The sequence below is a fragment of the Acinetobacter sp. UBA991 genome (assembly GCF_002292065.1).
Taxonomy (GTDB): Bacteria; Pseudomonadota; Gammaproteobacteria; order Pseudomonadales; family Moraxellaceae; genus Acinetobacter; species Acinetobacter higginsii.
Genome location: NZ_DBBF01000024.1, coordinates 46,934 through 71,575, shown reverse-complemented (window position 1 = coordinate 71,575; position 24,642 = coordinate 46,934). Strand labels below are relative to the sequence as shown.

21 protein-coding genes are annotated in these 24,642 nt (G+C 39.6%); 7 read left to right on the top strand and 14 right to left on the bottom strand.

Annotation, left to right across the window (positions count from 1 at the left end; genetic code table 11):
* Nucleotides 1-7: 7 nt before the first annotated feature.
* On the bottom strand, nucleotides 8-943 hold the full coding sequence (gene paaA / locus B2727_RS09930; protein ID WP_005188895.1) for a 1,2-phenylacetyl-CoA epoxidase subunit PaaA: 936 nt from the start codon (nucleotides 941-943) through the stop codon (nucleotides 8-10).
* 265 nt (nucleotides 944-1,208) lie between these two features.
* Between paaA and paaZ the strand changes: the two genes are divergently transcribed.
* The 6 genes from paaZ (at nucleotide 1,209) to B2727_RS09900 (ending at nucleotide 9,664) form a co-directional block, all read left to right on the top strand.
* Nucleotides 1,209-3,311 (top strand): phenylacetic acid degradation bifunctional protein PaaZ, encoded by a 2,103-nt coding sequence (gene paaZ, locus B2727_RS09925; protein ID WP_033133072.1) that lies wholly within the window; start codon nucleotides 1,209-1,211, stop codon nucleotides 3,309-3,311.
* A gap of 75 nt (nucleotides 3,312-3,386) precedes the next feature.
* On the top strand, nucleotides 3,387-3,677 hold the full coding sequence (locus B2727_RS09920) for a DUF1330 domain-containing protein (RefSeq protein ID WP_033133071.1): 291 nt from the start codon (nucleotides 3,387-3,389) through the stop codon (nucleotides 3,675-3,677).
* 412 nt (nucleotides 3,678-4,089) lie between these two features.
* Nucleotides 4,090-5,502, top strand: coding sequence for a spinster family MFS transporter (locus tag B2727_RS09915; RefSeq protein WP_033133070.1), 1,413 nt, complete (start codon nucleotides 4,090-4,092; stop codon nucleotides 5,500-5,502).
* A 108-nt stretch (nucleotides 5,503-5,610) separates the two neighbouring features.
* Nucleotides 5,611-6,879 (top strand): OprD family outer membrane porin, encoded by a 1,269-nt coding sequence (locus B2727_RS09910; protein ID WP_033133069.1) that lies wholly within the window; start codon nucleotides 5,611-5,613, stop codon nucleotides 6,877-6,879.
* A gap of 276 nt (nucleotides 6,880-7,155) precedes the next feature.
* Complete coding sequence (locus B2727_RS09905; RefSeq protein ID WP_241345106.1) at nucleotides 7,156-8,442, top strand: acyl-CoA dehydrogenase family protein; 1,287 nt, start codon at nucleotides 7,156-7,158, stop codon at nucleotides 8,440-8,442.
* 22 nt (nucleotides 8,443-8,464) lie between these two features.
* Nucleotides 8,465-9,664 carry an acyl-CoA dehydrogenase family protein gene (locus B2727_RS09900; protein ID WP_033133067.1) on the top strand — a complete coding sequence of 400 codons (1,200 nt, stop codon included), beginning with the start codon at nucleotides 8,465-8,467 and terminating at the stop codon, nucleotides 9,662-9,664.
* 62 nt (nucleotides 9,665-9,726) lie between these two features.
* Here the strand turns inward: B2727_RS09900 and gorA are convergent, their stop codons facing one another.
* Nucleotides 9,727-11,079, bottom strand: a complete 1,353-nt coding sequence (gene gorA, locus B2727_RS09895) for a glutathione-disulfide reductase (protein ID WP_033133066.1) — start codon at nucleotides 11,077-11,079, stop codon at nucleotides 9,727-9,729.
* Between the two features lie 159 nt (nucleotides 11,080-11,238).
* Complete coding sequence (locus tag B2727_RS09890; RefSeq protein WP_033133065.1) at nucleotides 11,239-12,483, bottom strand: alkane 1-monooxygenase; 1,245 nt, start codon at nucleotides 12,481-12,483, stop codon at nucleotides 11,239-11,241.
* A 189-nt stretch (nucleotides 12,484-12,672) separates the two neighbouring features.
* Here B2727_RS09890 and B2727_RS09885 point away from each other — a divergent pair, with 189 nt between their 5' ends.
* Nucleotides 12,673-13,605 (top strand): cupin domain-containing protein, encoded by a 933-nt coding sequence (locus tag B2727_RS09885; RefSeq protein WP_033133110.1) that lies wholly within the window; start codon nucleotides 12,673-12,675, stop codon nucleotides 13,603-13,605.
* Nucleotides 13,606-13,648: 43 nt separating this feature from the next.
* Here the strand turns inward: B2727_RS09885 and lpxA are convergent, their stop codons facing one another.
* The 11 genes from lpxA to pyrH all read right to left on the bottom strand — a co-directional run bounded on the left by lpxA (nucleotide 13,649) and on the right by pyrH (nucleotide 24,591).
* Nucleotides 13,649-14,437, bottom strand: a complete 789-nt coding sequence (gene lpxA, locus B2727_RS09880) for an acyl-ACP--UDP-N-acetylglucosamine O-acyltransferase (RefSeq protein ID WP_033133064.1) — start codon at nucleotides 14,435-14,437, stop codon at nucleotides 13,649-13,651.
* Nucleotides 14,434-14,919 (bottom strand): 3-hydroxyacyl-ACP dehydratase FabZ, encoded by a 486-nt coding sequence (gene fabZ / locus B2727_RS09875; protein ID WP_004653316.1) that lies wholly within the window; start codon nucleotides 14,917-14,919, stop codon nucleotides 14,434-14,436. The genes lpxA and fabZ overlap by 4 nt, the downstream gene beginning before the upstream one ends.
* A gap of 6 nt (nucleotides 14,920-14,925) precedes the next feature.
* Nucleotides 14,926-15,996, bottom strand: a complete 1,071-nt coding sequence (gene lpxD / locus B2727_RS09870; protein WP_033133063.1) for a UDP-3-O-(3-hydroxymyristoyl)glucosamine N-acyltransferase — start codon at nucleotides 15,994-15,996, stop codon at nucleotides 14,926-14,928.
* A 3-nt stretch (nucleotides 15,997-15,999) separates the two neighbouring features.
* Nucleotides 16,000-16,500, bottom strand: coding sequence for an OmpH family outer membrane protein (locus tag B2727_RS09865; protein WP_004807405.1), 501 nt, complete (start codon nucleotides 16,498-16,500; stop codon nucleotides 16,000-16,002).
* A gap of 44 nt (nucleotides 16,501-16,544) precedes the next feature.
* Nucleotides 16,545-19,055 (bottom strand): outer membrane protein assembly factor BamA, encoded by a 2,511-nt coding sequence (gene bamA / locus B2727_RS09860; RefSeq protein WP_033133062.1) that lies wholly within the window; start codon nucleotides 19,053-19,055, stop codon nucleotides 16,545-16,547.
* A gap of 34 nt (nucleotides 19,056-19,089) precedes the next feature.
* Nucleotides 19,090-20,445 carry an RIP metalloprotease RseP gene (rseP, locus tag B2727_RS09855; protein ID WP_033133061.1) on the bottom strand — a complete coding sequence of 452 codons (1,356 nt, stop codon included), beginning with the start codon at nucleotides 20,443-20,445 and terminating at the stop codon, nucleotides 19,090-19,092.
* Between the two features lie 5 nt (nucleotides 20,446-20,450).
* Nucleotides 20,451-21,647 (bottom strand): 1-deoxy-D-xylulose-5-phosphate reductoisomerase, encoded by a 1,197-nt coding sequence (gene ispC / locus B2727_RS09850; protein ID WP_005315764.1) that lies wholly within the window; start codon nucleotides 21,645-21,647, stop codon nucleotides 20,451-20,453.
* Complete coding sequence (locus tag B2727_RS09845) at nucleotides 21,648-22,472, bottom strand: phosphatidate cytidylyltransferase (RefSeq protein WP_004807412.1); 825 nt, start codon at nucleotides 22,470-22,472, stop codon at nucleotides 21,648-21,650.
* Nucleotides 22,473-22,474: 2 nt separating this feature from the next.
* On the bottom strand, nucleotides 22,475-23,224 hold the full coding sequence (gene uppS / locus B2727_RS09840) for a polyprenyl diphosphate synthase (protein ID WP_004807414.1): 750 nt from the start codon (nucleotides 23,222-23,224) through the stop codon (nucleotides 22,475-22,477).
* 7 nt (nucleotides 23,225-23,231) lie between these two features.
* A complete protein-coding gene (frr, locus tag B2727_RS09835) occupies nucleotides 23,232-23,786 on the bottom strand; it encodes a ribosome recycling factor (protein ID WP_004807417.1) in 555 nt (184 codons plus the stop codon).
* Between the two features lie 76 nt (nucleotides 23,787-23,862).
* Nucleotides 23,863-24,591 carry a UMP kinase gene (gene pyrH / locus B2727_RS09830; protein ID WP_004807419.1) on the bottom strand — a complete coding sequence of 243 codons (729 nt, stop codon included), beginning with the start codon at nucleotides 24,589-24,591 and terminating at the stop codon, nucleotides 23,863-23,865.
* Nucleotides 24,592-24,642: the final 51 nt, after the last annotated feature.

Genomic DNA, 24,642 nt, shown 5'->3' with positions numbered 1-24,642 from the left:
ATTTTGCTTAAGCGACTTGCGTTACGGCTTGCTGCTTTTTCGCGTAGATAACAGCTGCATCTCGAACCCATTTACCGTTTTCCCAAGCTTTGCGTCGTGCTTCTATACGCTCGTGGTTACATGGACCTCGACCAGCAATAACTTCATTGAATTCGTGCCAATTGATTTCACCGTGGATATAACGTCCCGCTTCTTCATCCCACTTCAAATCAGGATCTGGAACGTCTAAACCAAGCTGCAAAATTTGAGGAACCGTGTTATCGACAAACTTTTGACGTAAATCATCGTTACTGAATCGTTTAACTTTCCAAGCCAGACTTTGCGCACTGTTTGGAGAATGCTCATCGCTTGGCCCAAACATCATTAGTGCTGGCCACCAAAAGCGATTTACAGCGTCTTGTGCCATTTGTTTTTGTTCAGGTGTTCCAGCAGCCAGCACCATCATGGCTTCAAAACCTTGACGTTGATGAAAGCTTTCTTCTTTACAGATACGTACCATGGCACGTGCATATGGGCCATAAGAGGTACGGCACAACGCTACCTGATTCACAATCGCAGCACCATCCACCAACCAGCCAATCGCAGCTACATCGGCCCAAGTCACCGTCGGATAATTGAAAATTGATGAATATTTCATTTTTCCATCAATCAGTTTTTCCATCATGTCATCACGGTCAGCACCTAATGTTTCTGCTGCACTGTAGAGGTAAAGTCCATGCCCTGCTTCATCTTGAACTTTTGCCAGTAAAACCGCTTTACGCTTTAAAGTCGGTGCACGCGTAATCCAGTTTCCTTCAGGTAACATGCCAACAATTTCAGAATGACCGTGTTGCCCAATTTGGCGAATCAAAGTTTTACGATAGGCATCTGGCATTTCATCTTTCGCTTCTATCGTGATGTCATTGGCAATATTTTGCTCAAATTTCTGATACTTATTTTCCATTTGTGTCTTCCCTTTAGGTCTCACCCTTAAATCCATTTTTCGATACATTAAAAATAAAGTCAACAACATTTTATGTATCATATTTTAACATCTCTAAGAAATAGAGATATAGCTTTGTTTTAATTAATTATATTTAAATAATAAAAATCAACATGATTTCTTTTCTATAAAATTAAGTTGACTTTTTATTCAATAGGCGTGAAATTATGAATCATATTCTTAGTATTTCAAAAATTGATGTATCACATAAAAATGGAGTTTTCTCATGCTTGATCAAGCACTATTAGAAGGAACATCTAAATCAGCAGCAGAGCAACAACCTGCATCAAAAGTGATTCAGCTTGGATCTTTTGTATATGGAACGTGGCATTCAAGCCATGAAGATGCACGTACTGTGGTTCATGCCATTAGCAATGAGCCAATTTATACTGTCAGCAGTCATGGCATAGATATGCAACAGGTTGTTGAATATGCCAAGCAGAATGGTGCAACACTGGCAAATTGGACCTTCCATCAACGTGCCAATGCTTTAAAACAAATTGCACAGCACCTACTTGAGCACAAAGAAGATTTTTATCAGCTTGCCTATGCAACAGGTGCAACACGCAAAGATGCCTGGATTGATATTGAAGGTGGAATTCAGACCTTATTTGCTTACTCAAGTTTGGTACGACGAGAACTGAATGATGAAAAAATTATTACCGAAGACAGTTGGATTCAACTCTCAAAAAATGGCACTTTTGGCGCCAAGCATATTTTAAGCCCGAAAGCGGGTGTGGCAGTTCATATCAATGCATTTAACTTCCCAATTTGGGGAATGTTAGAAAAAATTGCCCCGACGCTATTGGCTGGCGTGCCATGTATTGTTAAACCTGCAACTGACGGTGCTCAACTTACCCAAGCAGTTGTTAAAGCGATTGAAGATACACAACTTCTACCGAAAGGATCACTACAACTCATTTGTGGACAAATTGATGATCTTTTTGATTATCTAGGTCCACAAGATTGTGTAACCTTTACAGGCTCAGCCTATACTGGCCAAAAACTCCGTAACCACCCACATCTCAATAAATATTCAATTCCATTTAGTATGGAAGCTGATTCTGTCAACAGTGCCATCCTAAGCCCTGAAGCAGATGAAGCCACAGTTGATCTGTTTGTACGTGAAGTTTTCCGAGAAATGACTACCAAAGCTGGACAAAAATGTACGGCCATCCGCCGTGCTTTCGTACCCCAAGCACAACTTGAGCAAGTACAACAAAAGCTGATTGCTAAACTGGAAAAAGTGATTGTGGGCGATCCACAGAAACAAGACACCACAATGGGAGCATTAGCAAGCCCTAAACAAAAGTTGGATGTTGCAAACAAAGTTGCAGAACTGGCTAAAGATGCAAAAATTGTTTTTGGTGGTACAACAAATTTTAAATTTAATGCAGCTACTCCTGAAAATGGCGCATTCTTCCCACCAACACTTCTTCTCTGTGAACAACCATTGCAAGCCACGCATGTACACACCACCGAAGCCTTTGGTCCCGTGTGTACGCTTATACCATATCAATCCATTGATGAACTTGCCGATCTAGTGGCACGTGGTGAAGGTAGTTTGGTTGCATCCGTTGTCAAAAACAGTCATGAAAACATTGAACAGATTATTCAGAAAATAGCACCTTGGCATGGTCGAGTTCATATTCTGGATGAAGAATCTGCCAAAGAAAGTACAGGTCATGGCTCGCCACTGCCTCATTTAATTCATGGCGGTCCTGGTCGTGCTGGTGGCGGTGAAGAACTTGGTGGAATTAGAGCAGTAAAACACTATATGCAACGAACTGCCATTCAAGGTTCGCCAAATAGTTTGACTCAAGTTACCCATTCATGGACAGCAGGCTCAAACATCAAGCAAGACCGCGTACATCCTTTTAAAAAGGATTTTGATGAACTGGTCATTGGTGAGCGTTTACTGACAGCGCGTCGTACAGTGACCGAAGCAGACATTGTCAATTTCGCCTGCTTAAGTGGTGATTATTTCTATGCACATACTGACAAAATTGCAGCAGCAGATTCATTCTTTGGTGAACGTGTCGCACATGGCTATTTTATCGTATCTGCAGCAGCAGGATTGTTCGTCGATGCCGCACAAGGCCCCGTGATTGCCAACTACGGTATGGACAACTTACGCTTTGTTGAGCCAGTGAAAATTGGTGATTCAATCCGTGTTGAACTGACCTGCAAACAAAAAACACCAAAACCACAAAAAGACTTATCACAACCTGCACATGGTGTGGTGGTATGGGATATAAAAGTAAAAAACCAACGCGACGAACTGGTTGCCACTTACGATATCCTAACGCTGGTCGCTCGCGCAGCTTAATACATGAGTGTTGATGGATATGACATCGTATCCGTCAACAAATCAACACTTAGTCTCTATCCATCAGGAAAGCCAATGAGCGCATATATCATTTTGATTCGTAAAGAACTGAAAAATAAAGATGAGATGAAAACCTATACATCTTTAGCACGCAAAGCTAGCCAAGGCTTTGATGCTGAACCGATTGTGTTTTATGGTCAGTCTATTGCATTGGAAAATATCGAAAGCGACGGCGTTGCCATCATTAAATTTAGCAGTATGCAGGAAGCTCAAAATTGGTATCACAGTGATGCCTATCAAGAAGCTAAAAAACACCGAGATCTTGCAGGCGAATATATGGTGATTCTGACTGAAGGATTAGACTAGACAATTCAAACGAAATTAAATTACATATTTTTTTTAATTATCTAATTTAAGAATCGCTTTAAAATTATTTTAACAATAATATAAATAGTCACGCCTATACTTTTTTAAACTAAAAATCTCCCACAGCCAATGCAATGTTTATTTACATTTTATAAAAACATGAAAATTAAATAAAATAATTAAAATAAATACAATAATAACAACAATAAAAATAAAATTAACCTTAAATATAGATTTCTTATTTCCTGTAAAAATCATTCTATTTTTTCAGTCAAATTAAAAATTAAGCTTTATTTAAGAATAGCTATTGAATCAGATCCATAAAATAAAATAGACCAAAAATGACACTAAATTATAAAAATAAAATTTATTTAGTATCACTTAATACTCAGTCATCATAGGAAGATGCAGAATGAATGATAACCACCCAGAAAGTATGCTCAGGAATGAGCAAAAGGCAGAACTATCGCCTGAACAAGTGATTCATATACATCCAGAGCCGCATTTAGAGCGCGAACGTTATGGCTACCAATGGTATGTCGTCGTGATTTGCATGTTAGCTTATATTCTTTCATTTGTAGATCGTCAAATTTTATCCTTGATGATCGAACCCATTAAACATGATCTGATGCTGTCTGACACTCAATTTAGTCTATTGCAAGGTCTGGCTTTTTCTTTATTCTATGCCTTTATGGGCATCCCAATTGCCGCACTCGCTGATAAGAAATCACGGATTAAGATTATTTCGATTGGCATTGCATTCTGGAGCTTAGCAACGGCTGCATGTGGCTTAAGTAAAAATTTTGCTCAGATGTTTCTCGCACGATTAGGTGTGGGTGCTGGTGAAGCTGCATTATCCCCCGCTTTTTACTCCATCGTGACCGATTTATTCCCCAAAGAGAAACTAGGCCGTGCGTTAGGGCTATATGCCATTGGTGCTTTTATTGGCTCTGGTTTGGCTTTTTTAATTGGCGGTTATGTGATTAGTCTTTTAAAAAATGTTGATTCAGTCGTCCTGCCAGTCATTGGTCAATTAAGAACATGGCAACTCACCTTCTTTATCGTCGGGCTTCCAGGTGTTTTACTCGCTTTAGTTATGATTTTAACGGTAAAGGAACCGACACGAAAAGGCTTAAAAGTTGATCAAAATGGGCAGGTAATCCAAGCATCATTTAAAAACTCTATTGCCTTTATCAAAACTCATAAAAAGACCTTCTTTTGTCACTTTATTGGTTTCTCTTTCTATACCATGATGCTGTACTCGCTACTTGGATGGGCACCTGCATTTTACATGCGACACTTTGGCCTAGATGCCAGCCAAACAAGCTATATTCTCGGCAGTATTATTTTGGTTGCAAACACGGCTGGAGCACTATTTTGTGGATGGCTCATCGATTATTTCTCTAAAAAGGGTTATAGCGATGCAGCGATTCGAGCAGGAATGATCGGCTGTGCTGCACTTATTGTTCCAAGTGTGCTGTTTACCCAAGTCGATAATATGTACTTATCCTTTGCCTTAATTTTTGTGGCTATGTTTTTCTCGACCTTTCCAATTCCTGCATCGGCTGCTGCAACTCAAATGCTTACCCCAAACCAGTTACGTGCTCAGGTCTCAGCGAAATTTCTACTGGTTTCAAATTTGATTGCTTTAGGTGTAGGTACAACCGCTGTTGCGCTATTAACAGATAAATATTTCCAAAATACATTGATGGTGGGTAACTCTATCTCGATTGTAAATGCAGTTGCAGGCTTACTCGGTGTATTTCTGCTCTACAAAGGCTGTAAATATTATCGTGAAAGTATCCAACACGAACAGCTCAACTAAGTCATTGCTATTTTCCTTCCTTCAATATTCATAAATGAAGGAAGGATATTAATCTGAATTTTAAAATAATAACGCCTAGGGATGGCATACCAAGATTGGATATGGATTATGAATCACGTACATAAATTTAACCCGCTATACTTAAGAGCAGCAATTTTATTCGTCATGCTTGGATTCTCCAGCCCGATAGTTGTTGCAGCTGAAAATGCCCAATCTACTCAGGAAGAGTGGAAATTCACCCTGAAAAATGCCTATATCAACCGCGACTATGACAATCAGAACCTCAAAGATACAGGCAGTTGGTCACAGGCAGCCTCGCTATTTTATACATCTCAACTACATGACACGCCGCTACAAATCGCAGATAAGCCCGTCACAATTGGTGCAGATGCTTCTGTTCAATATGCGGTACGTTTAAGTAAAGACAAGCATGTAGCCGATACCATCTTGCCATTTGATACACAAACTCAGTCACAAGCATCTGACTTTTTAAAATATGGAGCAACGTTTAAACTCGGTTATAACAAAACCTTATTAAGTATTGGTGAACTGTGGCTTGATCAGCCTGTAACTGCTGTTGATAACAGCCGCCAATTACTCGCTTCCTATTGGGGAGCCAACTTAAAATCACAACTCTCTGATCCACTCTATGCCGAAATAGGCCGAGTAACCAAAGTATCTCCTCGCAATGAAGAAGATTTTCGCAAGTTCTCCTTTACTGCCAATGGCAAAACCGAATATTCCGATGATTTAAATTATCTGGATTTACGCTATCAGTTCACCCCATCCCTTAAAGCAGAATATTACTTTGCTAATTTAGAAGACTTATACAACAAGCACTATCTAGGCTTAGATCATACATGGAAGCAATCCAACCTCTCACTAAATTCCAAGTTTAAATATTTCAATGCCAAAAATGATGGCAATAACTTTGATATTGATGCCCAAAATATTGGGATTCTTGAGATGCTCAAAGTTAAAAATCAGTCCTTTGGATTGGGTTATCAGCAGATTATGGGTGAGTCCGCCTATCCACTGCCTGACGGTTTTCTGCCTGAAACCTATTTTATTAACTGGAATGCCACAGGCTTCTTTAAAAAGAATGAAAAGTCTTATCATCTGATGTATGGCTATGATTTTAAGGACTACGTGCCTGGGCTAAATGCGATGGTGAAATATGTCTATGGTCATGATTTTAAAGCAACCAATGGTGAGAAAAATCATGAGACTGAATCCAATCTCATTCTGAACTACGCCTTTCAACAACCCTATCTCAAAGGCTTTGCACTGCAATACATCCGCATTGACTATGATGTGAAACACGGTAATGACTTTGGCGAGGACCGTTTATTCGTGAACTATAGTAAACGCTTCTAAGAAGAAATTATGATCACTGGCAGCCATTCCGATATGACCCAGTGATCATACAACGATTCAATACCATCAGCACTCTGTCAGTTTGGTCAATTTTTTTTAATTTCATTTTTTATTATTTTATACAAAACATTAAAAAACAAATAGATAAAATATCATAGTTGGTCAGATTACCCTTTATCTTTCTCCAATCGGCATGTCAAACAAGACATAGTCTTTTTCATTGGAGCATGTCAGCATAATTTTACAACCATCCTCTAGGATAAAACCATGTCGAATATGATGAATAAAGCTCAGGGATTTGGGCTATCTTTGATCACAAAAATCGCAGGAAGCGAAGTACTTGATCAACTCAAATTAAGAAAATTTGTAGAGAAATCATTATATCAAGGTTCAAAAACGGGCTTTAAAGTGCTTACAAAAACACAAAAAGCATTTAAGCCACAAGCGATCGATAAACAACGTCTCCCAAATCAGGTCAATAAAAATTTGTTTGATCTCAGTCTGACTGAAGAACAGCAAATGACCGTTGACGCGATGTCACAATTTGCTGAAGAAGTTTTATATGCTTTGGCGCATGATGCGGACCATAATGCCCAATTTCCAGAACAACTATGGCAGCACCTAGTCGATTTAGGCTTGAATTACTATGCTTTACCAGAAGCTTTAGGTGGTGTGGCAGCTGAACAAAATATTGTCAGTAATATCCTGATTGCTGAAAGTCTTGCCAAGGGAGATTTTAGTCTAACCGCTGGCCTACTGAGCCGTTTCAGTGTAATTAATGCGATTACGCGTTGGGGTTCAACCCAAGTCCAATCGATGTATTTACCTGTGTTTGCAGAAGATACTGATGTCACCGCAAGCTTTGCTTTTCAAGAAGCAACGCCAGCCTTCAATCCATTCCAGTTAAAAACCACAGCAACCGAAGCCAATGGACAATTCTATATCACTGGTGAAAAAACCTTGGTGGTTCTAGGTGATACTGCGGATGTATTCCTTGTGAGTGCAGAGTTTAATGGTCAGCCTGATATATTCGTGGTGCAATCCAATGAAAGTATCTCCATTAAAGCCAACCCTGCAATGGGATTAAAAGCAGCAGAAACAGCAACACTCCAATTCAATCAGACTCCTGCCTTACGTTTAGGTGATAGCGATTTTGATTACACCGCATTTGTTGATCTTGGCAATCTGATGTGGTGTGCCATGGCTGTTGGGACCTGTGAAGCCATCAAAGCATACTGTATCAAATATGCCAATGAACGTACTGCCTTTGGTGAACCGATCTCGCACCGCCAAAGTGTCGCCTTTATGATTGCGGATATGGCCATTGAAATCGATGCCATGCGCATGTTGGTGCTCAATGCAGCAAGTTTGGCAGAAGTTGGTAAACCGTTTCATCGAGAAGCCTATTTAGCCCGCCTGCTCTGTGCAGAAAAATCAATGAAAATCGGTACAGATGGTGTGCAGATCTTAGGTGGTCATGGCTTTACCAAAGAACATCCTGTTGAGCGCTGGTACCGCGATCTACGTGCAACTGCAGTTTTACATTCTGGCTTACATGCTTAATTGACGACCTAAGGAGAATACAATGAACTTACAAAGTCCTAAAAAATTCAAAATGATGGTCGATCAGGCACATGAAGTTGCATTGAATGTACTACGCCCAATCTCACGCAAATATGATAAAGCCGAACATGCCTATCCAAAAGAACTCGATATGCTTGCTTCGTTAATTGATGGTATGAACGAAGGCGGCGAAGGTATTAATGCTGGTGCAGCAGTGGGCAAACGAGGCGAAACTGAATCAGGCAATAAAAATGGCAATAATATGTCAACCGCACTGGGTGTAATTGAAATGTGCTATGGCGATACTGGCCTATTATTGAGTATGCCACGCCAAGGCCTTGGAAATTCTGCTATTGCCGCTGTCGCCAACGATGAGCAGTTAGAAAGCTTCAAGGGTACTTGGGCGGCTATGGCTATTACAGAACCCGGCTGTGGCTCTGATTCTGCGGCAATTCGTACCACTGCCACTAAAGATGGTGATGAATACATCCTCAACGGTGAGAAAATCTTTGTCACTTCAGGTGAGCGTGCTGACTCTGTGGTGGTTTGGGCAACTTTGGATAAAAAACTAGGTCGTGCTGCAATCAAATCTTTTGTTGTACCAAAAGGTACAGCAGGAATGAAAGTCGAACGTCTTGAGCACAAACTGGGGATTAAAGCCTCGGATACTGCCGTAATTAGCTTTATTGACTGCCGTGTTCCTGCTGCCAATTTGTTGGGTAATGCAGAAATCGATGTTGCCAAAGGCTTTGCAGGCGTGATGGAAACTTTTGATAATACCCGTCCACTGGTTGCGGCAATGGCCATTGGTTGCGCCAAAGCATCTTTGGAACGTATCAAAGAAATCTTTAAAGATCAGCTTGATGCAGACTATAAAACACCATATTTACAGACCTCAAACCTTGCTGCACAGATTTATCGCATGGAAGCTGAATGGGAAGCTGCCCGCTTGTTAACGATCAAAGCAACGTGGATGGCAGACAATAAAAAGCCAAACTCTAAAGAAGCTTCGATTGCGAAGGCAAAAGCGGGTCGCGTATGCAATGAGATCACACTGAAATGTGTCGAACTTGCTGCCAGTGTTGGTTATTCTGAGGATGAATTACTGGAAAAATGGGCACGTGACTCAAAAATTTTGGATATTTTTGAAGGTACCCAACAAATTCAGCAACTGATCATTGCCCGTCGCGAATTAGGTAAATCATCAAGTGAATTGAAGTAAGAATTTGATGAGTCAAAAAAAAGGACGTTGCAATAACGTCCTTTTTATATCCAGACCATCACTTAGCGCATGGTCACGAACTCTTCCGCCGAGGTTGGGTGAATCGCAACAGTATTATCAAAGTCTTTCTTGGTTGCTCCCATCTTCAAGGCAACAGCAAAACCTTGTAAAATCTCATCCATGCCAAAACCAATCCCGTGAATACCGACAATTTTTTCATTTTCACCCACACAGACCAGTTTCATCTTGGTTGGCTGACGATGTTGAGTAATCGCACTATACATCGCAGTAAAAGATGAGTTATACACTTTAACCGCCTCTTGACCATATTGCTCAATGGCTTCCTTTTCAGTAATCCCCACTGTTCCGATTGGAGGGTGGCTAAAGACCACAGTTGGAATATTGTTGTAATCTAAATGTTCATCTGACTTATGATTAAAGAGTCGTTCGGACAATCTTCGCCCTGCTGCAACAGCGACAGGTGTGAGCTCCATTTTCCCCGTAATGTCACCTACCGCATAAACTCCTTGCTGTGAGGTATTCTGGAATTTATCAACTTGAATATAGCCTCTCTCATCCAACTGGACATTGGCTTTCTCCAAATTCAAACTCGCAGTATTTGGCTCTCGACCCGTTGCCCAAATCAGACAATCCACTTTATGGGTTTCACCATTTTCCAAATGCAGCACAACTGTGCCATCGGCATTTTGGGTAACTTTTTGAGGAACAGCTTGGGTATGTACAGCAATACCATCTGTTTGCATCACTTCGACTAAGGTTTCACTTAAAAAAGAATCAAAGCGTCTTACAGGTAAATCCTTACGAATGAACAATCCAACCTGAGAACCCAAAGCATTCAGCACACCTGCCAATTCCACTGCAATATAGCCCGAACCAATCACAGCGGTGGTTTTTGGTAAAGCACTTAACTCAAAGAAGCCATTCGAATCTATGCCATATTCCACTCCATCTATCTTAGGTAGTGAGGGCTGTGTACCTGTTGCAATCAGGATATGATCTGCCGTAAAGCGATCACCATTAACCTCAATAGTATTTTTATCAATGAAATAAGCTGCACCTTGAATAAGATCGACTTGATTTTTGCTTAGGCTATTTTGATAAGATTGATGTATTCTATCAATATAGGCCTGCCGATTTTTGATTAAAACCTGCCAATCAAATGACTCAACTTTAGTATTAAAACCATAATCAGGACCATATTTCTGAATCGATTCAGTGACATGGGCGGCATACCACATCACTTTTTTAGGAACACAACCAACATTGACGCAAGTCCCGCCTATTTCAGATTTTTCAATTAAGGCACATTTTTTTCCATACATCGCAGCACGATTCACTGATGCAATGCCGCCACTCCCACCACCAATCGCAATATAATCATAATGTTTTGTCATCTTTGCCTCATAAACCAATTACAAGATTATTTTTAAGTTATACATAGATATACAGTAAGAATATTCAAAATCTGTACTTGGTTAAGCTTTTTATACAAGAAAATAAAAAAGGCACTGACGATTGCTCATCAGTGCCCTGCTTTGGGAAAGCAGTTCGTATTATGCTGTAGTTGCTGTCTCGCTAGAAACTTCAGTCAGCGACTGATCAACCACACCAAATTTCTTAAAGATTTTTGCACGACGTTTCGGGAAAATATTGGCTTTATTCAAGTCACCTTTATAGTGATCAAAGACGCGCTTATCCATCATTTTTGACCATAGTGGTGGAATCAAAGCTGGTAATAACATACTTGCATAACCACTTGGCAACTCAGGTGCTTCATCAAAATGACGTAAAGCTTGGAATGGACGCGTTGGGTAAGCGTGATGATCCGAATGACGTTGTAACTGATACAAGAATAAATTGGTCACAATATTATTATTGTTCCAGCTATGTTCTGGCATGGTACGCTCATACTTACCATTCTTATCCTTTTGACGTTTTAAACCATAGTGTTCGATATAGTTAATAATCTCAAACAAACTAATGCCATAGAACGCTTGAGTCGCTAAATAAGGAATGACCCCTTTACCAAACAGACCAACCATTGAACCATGAAACGCGGCACTCATGCCCCAACCTTGTAGCAATTCATTGTCCCTTGACCAGAACTCTTTGCCTTTACGTTTTAAACGCGTCGTTTCAATTTCAATTGCTGATTTGAAAGAGCCAATGACCGTACGTGGCCAAAACTCATAGAACGTTTCACCCATTTGTGAAGATGCTGGATCTTCAGGTGTCGCAGCACGTTTATGGTGACCATAAGGATGTTCAACACGGAAATGGTTATACCCTGTTGGTACCAACGCCAAATGCGAAAGAATATGGTCAATACGATCAGATTTATGACTTAGCTCATGTGCAGTATTAATGGCAATCCCATTAATTGCGCCCATTGAAATACCTAGAAAAATCTTATCAATGAAAGAGGTTTCTTTACGGCTTGATAAATAACATGCATAAACATTGGCTGCATATTGTAGTGGAATAAAGCTTTTAACCAATCGAGAATAATATGGGTCTTTTTCTAACAGCTTAATATCTTCATCGGTTGGATTATTGGCATCTTTCCCAATAATCGTATCAATTGTTGGAATCACAATGTGTAAAACAATTGGACCACCTAAAGCAAAGATTTTTTTCAATGGACGTGGTGCAAATTGATAACCTGCCAAAATACCAATTCCGATTACAGGCAAAGCTGGGCTAATGGCCCATAAATAACGTTTACGATCCAACTGAGTTTTTGACTTTGGAATGCTTACTGGCGTAAGTTCTTGCTCAACATTTACTGGCGCATTCATCATCGAATCCATGTCTTTGTATATATAAGTATATTTTGAGGAATTATGAAATTCATGACAGTTGCAAGCGTCCAAAAAAGCTATGTCAAAGTCTTTGGCATCATCCACCCTGTTTTTGTCCTATAAACACATATTGAGTTATTGGCGCAGCTCTCTATAATTTAAATGAATACATCGTTAAAAAATCATATGGATGCTTTAAGTAAAATATTTGCTGATATTCATTTAAATCACACTGAATATATCTACTTGAAAACTCAAGGAGAATGGAGTTTTATCTGCCAAGATCAAACCGCCTTAATTGTTCATATTGTTTTAGTTGGTTCTTTTTTTATTCAAATTGACGCACAAAATAGTTTAACTGCACATGCGGGTGAAATTGTGGTTATTCCATCAGGAAAAGCACATACAGGCGCAGATAATACGATTACTAAACTGGTCGATGCTGTTGATATTTCAAAGCTGTTCGATGGTCATAAAGAAGAAGCCATCGAATTCGGCACACAGTCATCCGAAAAAAATCTCATTCTGACGGTACGCTGCCAAATTGACACTATTATGGCGCGTCCTTTTATTCAGGCCTTACCACCCATTATTCATCTCCAACACGGAGATACCAATGCACCAGAATGGCTACAAATTGGCTTACATTTCCTTGCCTTAGAAACACAAAATATTCAAGCAGGCCGCGATATCATCATCGATCATTTGGTCAACATTTTATTAATCAAATGTATTCGAGATCATATTCAACAAATCTCAAGTCAACATGGTTGGCTCAGCGCTTTAAATCATCCTGAGCTCAGTAACAGTTTGGCAGCCATTCACAACCATCCAGAAGATGCTTGGACGGTTGAATTACTTGCCGAACAATGTTGTATGTCACGTTCAAAGTTTGCTAGTCTATTCCACGAAGTGATTGGTGAATCACCTCTTGCTTATCTACAGCAACATCGTATGCGCTTAGCCAGCCAATATCTGCGTAAAAGTAATTATTCAGTTCAACAAATTGCCAATAAAGTGGGTTACTCATCAGAAACTGCATTTAGTCAGGCTTTTAAACGTACTTTTGAACACTCTCCGAAACAATATCGTCAGCAGTTTGTAGAACAGGAAAATTAAGCATAAAAAAAGACACCGCAGTGTCTTTTTTTTAATCTAGCAATTAGCGAACAATACCGCGAGTTGACTGTTCTAAAGAGTCAATAAACAATTGCGCTTCAGGCGTCTTCACTAGAATTTCATTACGAATCTGTTCAATCGCTTGTTCAGTGGTTAAACCAGATTTATAGATTAATTTATAGGCTTCTCTTAAACCTTGAATGGTATCTCTAGACCAGCCCTTACGACGCATTCCTTCGATATTCATACCAAAGGCACGTGCAGGATTACCAGAGGCCATGATATAGGCAGGAACATCTTTAAGAATTAAAGCAGCTCCACCGATCATGCTGTAAGAGTCAATTCTACAGAATTGATGAATGCCCGCATTACCGCCGACAATTACATGATCACCAACATGCACATGCCCAGCGACACCCACATTATTGGCAAAAATATTATGGTCCCCAATGACACAGTCATGTGCAATATGCGTATTCACCATTAATAAGTTATGGCTACCAATCTTGGTCAAACTATGATCCTGAACTGTACCGCGGTGCAACGTACAGTGCTCACGAATCGAATTATGATCACCAATTTCTAGCCAAGTTTCTTCGCCTTGATATTTCAAATCCTGGCAAATTTCCCCAATACTCGAGAATTGGAAAATATCATTATTTTTACCAATTCTCGTAAAACCACCAATAACAACATGTGAATGTAATTTGGTACCAGAGTCAATACTTACATTTGGACCTACAATACAATATGGACCAATTTGTACATCAGAAGCGATTTCTGCAGACGGGTCAATAATTGCTGTAGGATGTATTAAATTTTGACTACTCATGTCTGCTCTATTTTCTGGTGGGAAATAATAATCTCTGCTGTCGCGGCAACCTTGCCATCAACACTAGCGGTACAATTGTACTTGTAAATGCCACGTTTTTGCATCACAAGTTCAGATTTTAAGATGAGCTGGTCACCCGCAACAACTTGTTTTTTAAATCTGATTTTCTCAGCACCCGCAAACAGGAACAAAGAACCTGCTTTTGGCTTTTGATTTGTAAGTACAAAACCTAATATACCAGAAACTTGTGCGAGAGCTTCAATGATCAGCACACCTGGCATAATTGGATAGGTTGGAAAATGCCCTTGTAAAAACTCTTCATTAATCGAAACGTTTTTATAACCGACAATACTATTTTCAGTGACTTCGGTAACACGATCGACTAATAAAAATGGATATCGATGGGGTAAATATTCACGAATCGTAAGAATATCCATCGGTAATTCAGGCATTGTAAATGCTGGAGAAGTAGACTCAGTCATAATAAATTATTTACGCAACTTAAAGGTTGATTCAAGGGACTCTAATTGAGCTTGCATATGATCAAGTCTTTTAGTGATTTGGGTCAATGGCACATCTGCTAATTGTCTTAAGCGCACAATCGTCTTTTTCCAGTGACTATTTTCAAAAAGTCCCATGCCAGAAGAATATGTTCCAGCTTCAGAAATATTTTTTGTGACCATTGACATTGCTGTAAGTGTCACGTTATCTGTAATTTCAAGGTGTCCAACCACACCTGAAGCACCGCCCATGATACAGTTTTTGCCAATTTTCGCGCTTCCTGCAATTCCGCAATTCGCGGCAATCGCAGTATTCTCTCCAATTTGAACATTGTGAGCAATTTGCACAAGGTTATCAATAATGACACCATCTTCTAAAATTGTGTCATCGAGTGCACCACGATCAATACTACAATTTGAACCAATACGAACATCATTTCCAATACGCACTGAACCAAGTTGAGCGATGCGATGCCACTTCCCTTGATAAGGAGCAAAACCAAAACCTTCAGTGCCGATGACCGTATTGGCATGAATACGAACACGGTCTTTTAATTTTGCAGCACCTGTTATGGTAACATGCGCATCAATAAAGCAATCTTTACCAACTTCGACTTCATCATCAAGAAAAGCGTGAGCTTGAATAATGGTATTATTACCCACGACACAGTTTTCACCGATCACAACATAGTGCCCTATATAGGCATCATCAGCGATAATTGCAGATGGATGAATTCGAGCAGTACTCTCGATACCGCATTGAGTTATCTTTTTTTCAAATAAATGTGTAAGTGTGGCAAATGCCAAATAAGGATTATCAACAACAATAAAATTTTGTTTGTTTACAAGCTGCTGTTTAAGTGCTGCGGTAACAATATATACACCAGCGTGACTTGCTTCAGCTGCCGCCAAATATTTTTCACCATTTACAAAGCAAATATGCTGTTTTTCTGCGTGTTCTAAACTTGCCAAATTAGAAATTTGGAAATTCTTCTCACCAAAATGCTCACCTTTGACAAGGTGAGCAACTTCTTCTAAACGATAAGTACGTCTATTCATTGATTATTTAATAGCATTGACCTTTTGGATCATTTTATCAGTTAAATCATACTGTGCGTCAGAGGCAATCGTAGAATTTTTATTTAAAATAAAGTCTAAATTACTTTCTTTACGCAATTGTTCAGCAGCTTGCTTCACACGTGACTCAAAAGTTGTATTCATCGCCTGTAAGCTTGACTGAACTTTAGTCTGTAAGCCCTGTTGAGTCGAATTAAATTCACTTAACTTTGCCTGATATTGAGCAGTAAGTTTCTGAATATCAGCCTGATTCATTTTTTGACCATCAGTCTGTGCTTTTTGCTGCAAAGATTCTAATTCTTTACCCAATTGCTCCAATCGAGTCGAAGTTGGTTTAACTGACTGGGTGAGGCTCGCATTTTGTTGTTTTAGATAAGTACTGCTTTCAACAACTTTCGCTAAATCAACCACACCAAGTCCTGCAGCATTTACAGACGCAGAAACCGTGAATCCCAAACCTAACATGAGCATTGTTAATGTTTTCATTATGACATCCTTTATATATATTACAGCGCTAAATAAGGTCGACCTTAGAAGGTACGACCGATTTCGAATTGGATTGATTTAGTATCATCGCCTTTTTTATCATTCAGCGGGAATGCATAGCTCAATGATAATGGACCAATCATGGTAATCCATGTGAAACCAACACCGACGCTATAACGCATATTACCAAAATCAAAATTGTAGTTGTCTTTACAATACTGCTTAATATCAATATTGCTATTATTCATTTTCATTGTGCCAGTTGGAACATCACATTTCGTATCGAAAACTTGAGCACCCTCGGCAAACAATACTGGACGTACTTGACGTGTCCAATCCCCTTTAAATGGTAAAGGAATCGCAAGTTCTGTACCGAATTGGACGAGTGCATTACCACCAACCTCTTCTGGGTCAAGGTCAGTTTGATCAGTTTTCTGGAAAATTACACTTGGATATCTTGGGCCTAGAGAGCTATTGTTATAACCACGAACAGAACCGTAACCACCCGCATAGAAGTTCTTATAGAATGGTAGATCATTACCATAGCCTAACTTACCGTAACCACGAAGGACAAAACCACCCCAAAGTGATTTAAACGCTTGCGCATCATATGTTACTTTTTGATAATCAACATCGCTACCTGGCAAGCCAATTTCTAAACCGACACGATGTGACATACCTGAAGTTGGGAAAATTGGTCGGTTTAATGTGTTATATGACCAACCCAAGTTCAAGTTATAGGTTAAGAAAGTACCTTCAAATGCATTATCGTAAGTTGTTAAAGGAACCTTACACTGCAAAGTCGTCTCGTCAATTTGTGAATTACCATTCTCATCTAAAGGACAGTAGCTTGAACTACCAGTCGCTTTACCACCATTCGCTAATAAGTAATCACGGATATAAGTCGAAACGCTCGGACCAGTACGTACTTTGGTTTGATCAACACCTAAAGAGGCACTTAAGCTTTGGTTTTCATCGATTGGATAACCGAAACTTACACTACCACCAATACTATCGGTGACGTAGTTGTTAACGTTATAGTCTTTATTCAGCTTGGTTTTACGGTAATAAACGTTATAACCACGGCTGACACCATCAATGGTGAAATACGGGTCAGTTACGCTTAAGTTATAGTAATCTTGTGTTTCAGAACGTGACAAATCGACCGCAACACGATTACCTGTACCCATAAAGTTGGTTTGACTTAAACCCGCTTGGAAAGTTACACCACCATTCTGAGAGTAACCTACTGCAAGCGTAGTCGTACCAGAATGTTGTTCTTCAACATTGACATTTAAGTCAACTTCGTCTGTAGAGTTTGGAACACGGACAGGTTTAACATCAACAGTTTTAAAGAAACCTGTACGCTCTAAACGCACTTTAGATAAGTCAATTTTCTCATTACTTGCCAACGCACCTTCCATTTGGCGCATTTCACGACGCAATACTTCATCCGCAGTTTTACTGTTACCTGTGAAGTTAATACGACGTACTGTTACTTGTTGACCAGGATTGATGTAGTAATTTAAACCAACAATACCAGTTTGGTTATTAATATCAGGTACAACATTCACTTCAGCATAGTAATAGCCAGCATTACCATATTTACGCAATAACAGCTGCTTAACCGCATTTACTCGTTCTTGTGAATAAGTTTCGCCATCTTTATATAGTTTTAGTGCTTGTAACTCTTCAGGTTTATAAAGTGCATCACCTAAGAACTTCGTTTCACCAAATTTAAACTGACTACCTTCATCTACTGAAACTTCAATGAAGATGTGCTTTTTATCTTCACTAATATTCAATTGCGAATTGATGATATTAAAGTTGATATAACCTTTGTTTAAATAGAGTGCACGTAAAGCTTCTAAACTAGCCGCCATTTTCTCACGTGCATAACGGTCGTTACGCGTAACAATCGATGCCCAACCACTTTCTTTGACTGCAAAAGCCTGCTTGATATCACTATCACTAAAGACTGTATTACCAATAATATTGATATCAAATACTTTAGCCGCCGTACCTTCATTAAAGTTAAGCTTTAATTCAACACGGTTATTTGGACGCGCAACAGTTTCAACCGTTACATCCGCATCATAACGACCTTGCTGGGTATATTGTTGTTCAAGCTCAGTTTCAATGGTCTGCAATGCAGACTTCTTAAACACTTCACCTTCAGCAATACCCATCTTCTTTAAGCCTTGTTCTAAGGCTTCTTTCGGAATAAGTTTATTGCCTTTAAATTCCAATTTAGAAATAACTGGACGTTCAACAACTTTAAAAACTAAAACATCATTTTCTTTATAAGTTTTAATATCGTCAAATAAACCTGAGGCATATAAAGTGCGGATTGACTCAGCAATCATTGGATCACTTACTCTATCGCCACTATTTATTGGTAACATAGAATAGATACTTGCAGGTGTTAAACGCACTAAGCCATCAATTCGTATATCTCGTGCAAGAAACTCATCTGCTGCGTATGCTTGTTGTACCACTGCCATCGCACTAACCAGTGCCAAAGGCATTAATAAATGTGTGTGACGCATGCCCATATATTTTCCAGTAAGTTAAATTCCATTTGCGTTGTTATAAACGCATGAAGTCGTTAAATAAAGCCAAAAGCATCATGCTACCGAGCAGTACCATACCAACTTTTAGACCAAACATCTGTATTTGTTCAGAAACAGGTTTACCACGAATTGCTTCGATAAAGTAATAAACTAAATGACCACCATCCAACATAGGAATCGGCAATAAGTTTAGAATCCCCAAACTTACACTCATCAAAGCCATGAATGAAATAAAGGTTTGCCACCCCATTTCTGCACTTTGACCAGCAACTTTGGCAATTGTGATTGGACCAGATAAATTATCTAAACCAATTAAGCCTCGCACCATTTTAATGATGGAGTTGAAAATCATGCCTGAAAGCTGTGTTGTCTTTTCAAAAGCTACCACAAGCGCCTCAACAGGCGAATATTGAATGGTCTGCTTGTAATCATTTGGAATCGTGATTTTGCCAGCATCACTTTTCACGCCGAGCATCCCAGTCGTATTACCCATATTATCGCGTTGCCCTTGAGGCATCACTTGTAGATGTACCAATTGACCTTGACGTAGCACATCAATATTCAAAAGCTTTTCTGGTGATTTTTGAACCACATCAACCACATCAAACCAATCTTTCATTGCAACATTATCAATTGCAACAATTTGATCTCCAACCTTCATTCCTTGACGGACTGCCGCGCCATCCGCACTCAGTTCTTTGACTGTTGCAGGAATAACAGGGCGATAAGGTAAGAAGCCAAGTACATCTAATGGCGATTGGCTCTGATCTTTCAAAAATTCTTTAATCGGTAAACTAAATTGCTTCTCGGTTCCAGCACGATCAACAATGATTGAAACCTGCCCAGTTTCACCTACACGGTTGACCAAAGCATAATTCAACTTTTCCCATGTCGATGTTGTTTGACCATCAACCATCAACACTTTATCGCCTACATGTAGATCAACTTGTGCTGCTGGCGTATTCGGCATGACTTTACCAATACGGGTATTCAGCTGTTCTTGCGCTGGCAAGAATAAAATCCAAAACAGGAATACTGCAAAAATCAGATTAATTAACGGGCCAGCAGCAACAATCGCAATCCGTTTCCACGGAGATTGACGGTTAAACGCATAAGGTAAATCTTGTTCAGCAACATTCCCTTCACGCTCATCCAGCATTTTGACATAACCACCGAGTGGTAATGCTGAAAGTTGATATTGGATGCCTGATTTTTTAGATTGCCATTTCAACAAAGTTGGGCCAAAACCAATGGAATAGACCAGGACCTTAACACCCAGTTTACGCGCGACCCAATAATGACCAAATTCGTGAATTGCGATCAGAGGACCAAGCAATAAAATCGCTGCAACAATCATAAATAGTGCATTCATACGATTTAGCCTCCTATACCCACAATATACTTTTCTGCAATTCGTCTTGCGATCATATCAGTCTGTAAAATGATGTCTATGTTTTCTGCTTTAGCATTTTGTACAGTTTGCAAAGTATTTTCGACTACTTCAGCAATCTGAGTAAATCTAATTCTTTGTTGCAAAAATGCTGCAACTGCAATTTCATTTGCAGCATTTAAAATCGTTGGTGCTAAACCGCCTGCGCGCATCGCTTGACGTGCTAAATCCAATGCTGGAAATTTAACAAGATCAGGTGATTGGAAATTTAATTGAGCTGTCTCAAATAAATTTAATGCAGGAACGTGTGTTGCCAAACGTTTTGGCCACGCCAATGCATGTGCAATCGGTGTGCACATATCAGGATTACCCATTTGTGCCAAAGTTGATCCATCCACATATTGCACCATGGAGTGAATAATACTTTGTGGATGAACAACAACTGTAACAAAATGTTCTGATATTGAAAACAAATGGCAAGCTTCGATCAATTCTAAGCCTTTATTCATCAAAGTTGCAGAATCTACGGAGATTTTTTGCCCCATAGACCAGTTCGGATGCTTACATGCTTGTTGCGGCGTTACGTCTTTTAATTGCTCTAAGGTGTGATTCAGGAAAGGACCACCAGATGCAGTCAATAAAATTTGCGAGACACCTAATTGTGGCTGCCCCGTTCTTTCTGCATTTAGATAATTATGTGGTAAAGACTGGAAGATTGCATTGTGCTCAGAGTCTACAGGCAATAATAGCGCATTATTCTCTTTTGCCGCCTGCATCATAATGTCGCCAGACATTACCAATGATTCTTTATTCGCGAGTAGAACACGCTTACCAGCTTTTACTGCAGCAAGTGTTGGCAGCAGACCAGCAGCACCGACAATCGCTGCCATCACTATATCAACATCAGCATGTTCAGCGATTGTGATCAAGCCTGTTTCATCAGTTAAAATTTCAATCTGTTTTAGATTTTCTTGATTGAAACGTTGTTGCAACTCCAATGCTTTCTCATTTGGCACAACAACAATTTTCGGATGATATTTTTTACAAATTTCTAAAAGTTCATCTAAACGACTATATGCAGAGACTGCAAATACAGTGTATTGATCTGGGTGTTGTTCCAATACTTTTAAAGTACTTTGGCCAATTGAACCCGTAACACCCAATATACAAACAGCTTGAGTCATTTAAAGATCTACACCAATAAGTTTTAATATATACATACCTGTCGCAAAAATCGGTGCGGCAGCAAGCAAAGAATCGATACGATCCAATACACCACCATGCCCTGGAAGAACACGACCTGAATCCTTAATTCCCGCACGACGCTTAATCATAGATTCAAACAAGTCACCCAATACCGAAGCAAACACGGTAATAATTGAAAGGACCAAAAATAAGATCAGTTGTATAACACTTAAATTTAGATAGAAATACTGCACAACCAACATAATGATAATGGTTGTTGCAATACCACCATACAAACCTTCCACAGATTTGTTCGGGCTCACAAAGGGTGCAAGTTTTTTCTTACCGAATTTACGCCCAACAAAGTAGGCACCACTATCCGCTCCCCATACCAAAAGGAACAAATACATCAGCCACCATGGTGAACTATGCCACACGCCATAAAGGGCGGTCACTGCAGCAGAAATAAGAATAAATCCAACAATATGTAATGATACATTGTACCAACTATCAGATTGTGGGAAATTCTTAACCCAATAGATACTACCCAACCAAGTGAGAATGGATGCAGCCCAAAGTAAAAGTGCTACATCATCAAAAAATAATGCCAGTGTTGATATTAGCGCAACACATCCCCCATATACCCAAGCCTTAGGTTTTGACACAGGCGTTGTAGTTCTAGGCATAAGCTTAAACCACTCATAACCTGCAACCCCCGCGGCTAAAATCATAAGCACAAACATTGGATAATGTGATTGCGTTGCAAACATGCAACTTAAAACAACAGCAACTAACACCAATGCGGTAATAATCCGCTCTAACATTATTAATTCTCTATTTTCGCTTGTTGAATCTGTTCTGAGGTTTTACCAAAGCGTCTTTCACGTCCTGAAAAAACACGAAATGCGCGATCCAACTCTTCTATGGTAAATTCTGGCCACAAGGTATCGGTAAAATACAACTCCGCATACGCAGCTTGCCACAATAAGAAGTTAGATAAACGGTAATCTCCGCCTGTACGAATTAACAAATCCACAGCAGGAAGATCATTTAGACTGACATATTTATCAAATAAATCAACATTTATCTGATCTGCTTGAAGTTTTCCAGCAAGTACTTCTTGCGCAATCACTTTTGCTGCATGTGCCATATCCCACATACCACCATAACTAATGGCAATGGTAAGCGTCATTGAATCAAAAGCTGCGGTTTTCTGCTCTGCATATTGCATTAAATCACGCAACTCATTTGACAACCGAGAACGGTCTCCAATGAAGCGTAGCGCGATATTGAACCTCTCCATACGCGGTAATTGCTCATGAATTGTTTCTTCTAACAACTTCATTAACAAATCAACTTCGTACTGTGGTCGATTCCAGTTTTCGCTTGAAAATGCAAAAACTGTTAATGCACGAACACCTTCTTTTTTGCAATGTTCAACAATAGGATCCAAGACATTTTTGCCTTCACGATGCCCATCACCTTTTTGCATTTGCTTTTTTTTGGCAAAACGATTGTTGCCATCCATAATGATGGCAACATGTTGGGGAAGAAGCGGTTCTTCTTGCAAGGTCATAATAACATTAGACCTTCATCAATTCTGCTTCTTTCGCTGCAAGACGCTTATCAACCTCTGCAACATATTTATCAGTCATTTTCTGAATCTCATCTGACGCACGGCGATCATCATCTTCAGAAATTTCTTTTTCTTTCAACAATGCTTTGATATCACCTAACACATCACGACGAATATTACGAATCGCAACTTTGGCATTTTCAGCTTCGCTACGCGCAACTTTTTGCATGTCACGACGAGTTTCTTCAGTTAACGCAGCCATTGGTACACGGATTGCGTCAGCAGTAATTGGGTTCAATCCCAAACCGGCTTCACGAATCGCTTTATCAATCGCAGCAACCATCGAACGTTCAAATGGTTGTACCAATAGTGTACGCGAATCCTCAAGCCCAACGTTTGCCACTTGATTCAATGGAACATCAGAGCCATAGTAAGAAACCATCACACCATTTAAAATAGATGGGTGCGCACGACCTGTACGAACTTTAGCAAAGCCTAACTCTAACGAGTCAAGCGACTTCTGCATACGCTGTTCGCCATCTTGTTTGAGATCGTTAATCATATGATCTTCCTTACTTATTCATAGGTATTACAAAATATTTAGACATTAGTATAAAGAGCTTTATGGCTCACGTACATTAGTTCGTTACGTGAGTACCCTCTTTTTCGCCCATTACAACAGAAAGCAATGCACCAGATTTGTTCATATCAAAAACTTGCAATGGAACATTATGGTCACGGCATAAACAAATTGCCGTAAGATCCATTACACCCAGCTTCTCATCAAGAACCTGATCAAAAGTTAAATGATCATATTTAACCGCATCATCGTATTTACTTGGATCTTTGTTATAAACACCATCAACCTTAGTTGCTTTCAAGATCAAGTTTGCTTCAATCTCGATACCGCGCAAGCAAGCAGCTGTATCCGTAGTAAAGAATGGATTACCTGTACCAGCAACAAATACGCATACTTCATTTTGGCTTAAATGACGAATCGCATCACGGCTTGAATATGGTTCCACCACCGTACCAATCGACAATGCAGACATAAGACGTGTTTTGATATTGCGGCGCACCAATGCATCGCGCAGTGCCAAACCGTTCATCACAGTTGCCAACATGCCCATCTGGTCACCAGTAACACGACCAACCAAGCCGTCTTTCTGTAGTTGGCTACCACGGTATAAATTACCACCACCAACAACAATACCAACCTGAACACCTAAACCAACCAAGTGAGCGATTGAAAGTGACATTTGATCTAATACTTGGGCATCAATACCCATATCTTTATTACCAGCTAAAGCTTCACCCGAAAGCTTTAGCAAAATTCGTGCATAACGTGGATTTTTAGAAGCTGACATACCTATACTCCAAACCGACTAATCTCAAAACTTTCTTAAATTTAATTCAAC

Bases quoted from the DNA above. Each gene is read 5' to 3' on its own strand.
- rseP (WP_033133061.1), bottom strand. From the start codon at position 20,445: ATGAATGCACTATTTATGATTGTTGCAGCGATTTTATTGCTTGGTCCT.
- paaZ (WP_033133072.1), top strand. From the start codon at position 1,209: ATGCTTGATCAAGCACTATTAGAAGGAACATCTAAATCAGCAGCAGAG.
- B2727_RS09915 (WP_033133070.1), top strand. From the start codon at position 4,090: ATGAATGATAACCACCCAGAAAGTATGCTCAGGAATGAGCAAAAGGCA.
- ispC (WP_005315764.1), bottom strand. From the start codon at position 21,647: ATGACTCAAGCTGTTTGTATATTGGGTGTTACGGGTTCAATTGGCCAA.
- B2727_RS09865 (WP_004807405.1), bottom strand. From the start codon at position 16,500: ATGAAAACATTAACAATGCTCATGTTAGGTTTGGGATTCACGGTTTCT.
- paaA (WP_005188895.1), bottom strand. From the start codon at position 943: ATGGAAAATAAGTATCAGAAATTTGAGCAAAATATTGCCAATGACATC.
- B2727_RS09900 (WP_033133067.1), top strand. From the start codon at position 8,465: ATGAACTTACAAAGTCCTAAAAAATTCAAAATGATGGTCGATCAGGCA.
- B2727_RS09890 (WP_033133065.1), bottom strand. From the start codon at position 12,483: ATGAATGCGCCAGTAAATGTTGAGCAAGAACTTACGCCAGTAAGCATT.
- B2727_RS09885 (WP_033133110.1), top strand. From the start codon at position 12,673: ATGGATGCTTTAAGTAAAATATTTGCTGATATTCATTTAAATCACACT.
- B2727_RS09920 (WP_033133071.1), top strand. From the start codon at position 3,387: ATGAGCGCATATATCATTTTGATTCGTAAAGAACTGAAAAATAAAGAT.
- B2727_RS09845 (WP_004807412.1), bottom strand. From the start codon at position 22,472: ATGTTAGAGCGGATTATTACCGCATTGGTGTTAGTTGCTGTTGTTTTA.
- lpxD (WP_033133063.1), bottom strand. From the start codon at position 15,996: ATGAATAGACGTACTTATCGTTTAGAAGAAGTTGCTCACCTTGTCAAA.
- frr (WP_004807417.1), bottom strand. From the start codon at position 23,786: ATGATTAACGATCTCAAACAAGATGGCGAACAGCGTATGCAGAAGTCG.
- lpxA (WP_033133064.1), bottom strand. From the start codon at position 14,437: ATGAGTAGTCAAAATTTAATACATCCTACAGCAATTATTGACCCGTCT.
- B2727_RS09910 (WP_033133069.1), top strand. From the start codon at position 5,611: ATGAATCACGTACATAAATTTAACCCGCTATACTTAAGAGCAGCAATT.
- bamA (WP_033133062.1), bottom strand. From the start codon at position 19,055: ATGGGCATGCGTCACACACATTTATTAATGCCTTTGGCACTGGTTAGT.
- fabZ (WP_004653316.1), bottom strand. From the start codon at position 14,919: ATGACTGAGTCTACTTCTCCAGCATTTACAATGCCTGAATTACCGATG.
- B2727_RS09905 (WP_241345106.1), top strand. From the start codon at position 7,156: ATGATGAATAAAGCTCAGGGATTTGGGCTATCTTTGATCACAAAAATC.
- pyrH (WP_004807419.1), bottom strand. From the start codon at position 24,591: ATGTCAGCTTCTAAAAATCCACGTTATGCACGAATTTTGCTAAAGCTT.
- uppS (WP_004807414.1), bottom strand. From the start codon at position 23,224: ATGACCTTGCAAGAAGAACCGCTTCTTCCCCAACATGTTGCCATCATT.
- gorA (WP_033133066.1), bottom strand. From the start codon at position 11,079: ATGACAAAACATTATGATTATATTGCGATTGGTGGTGGGAGTGGCGGC.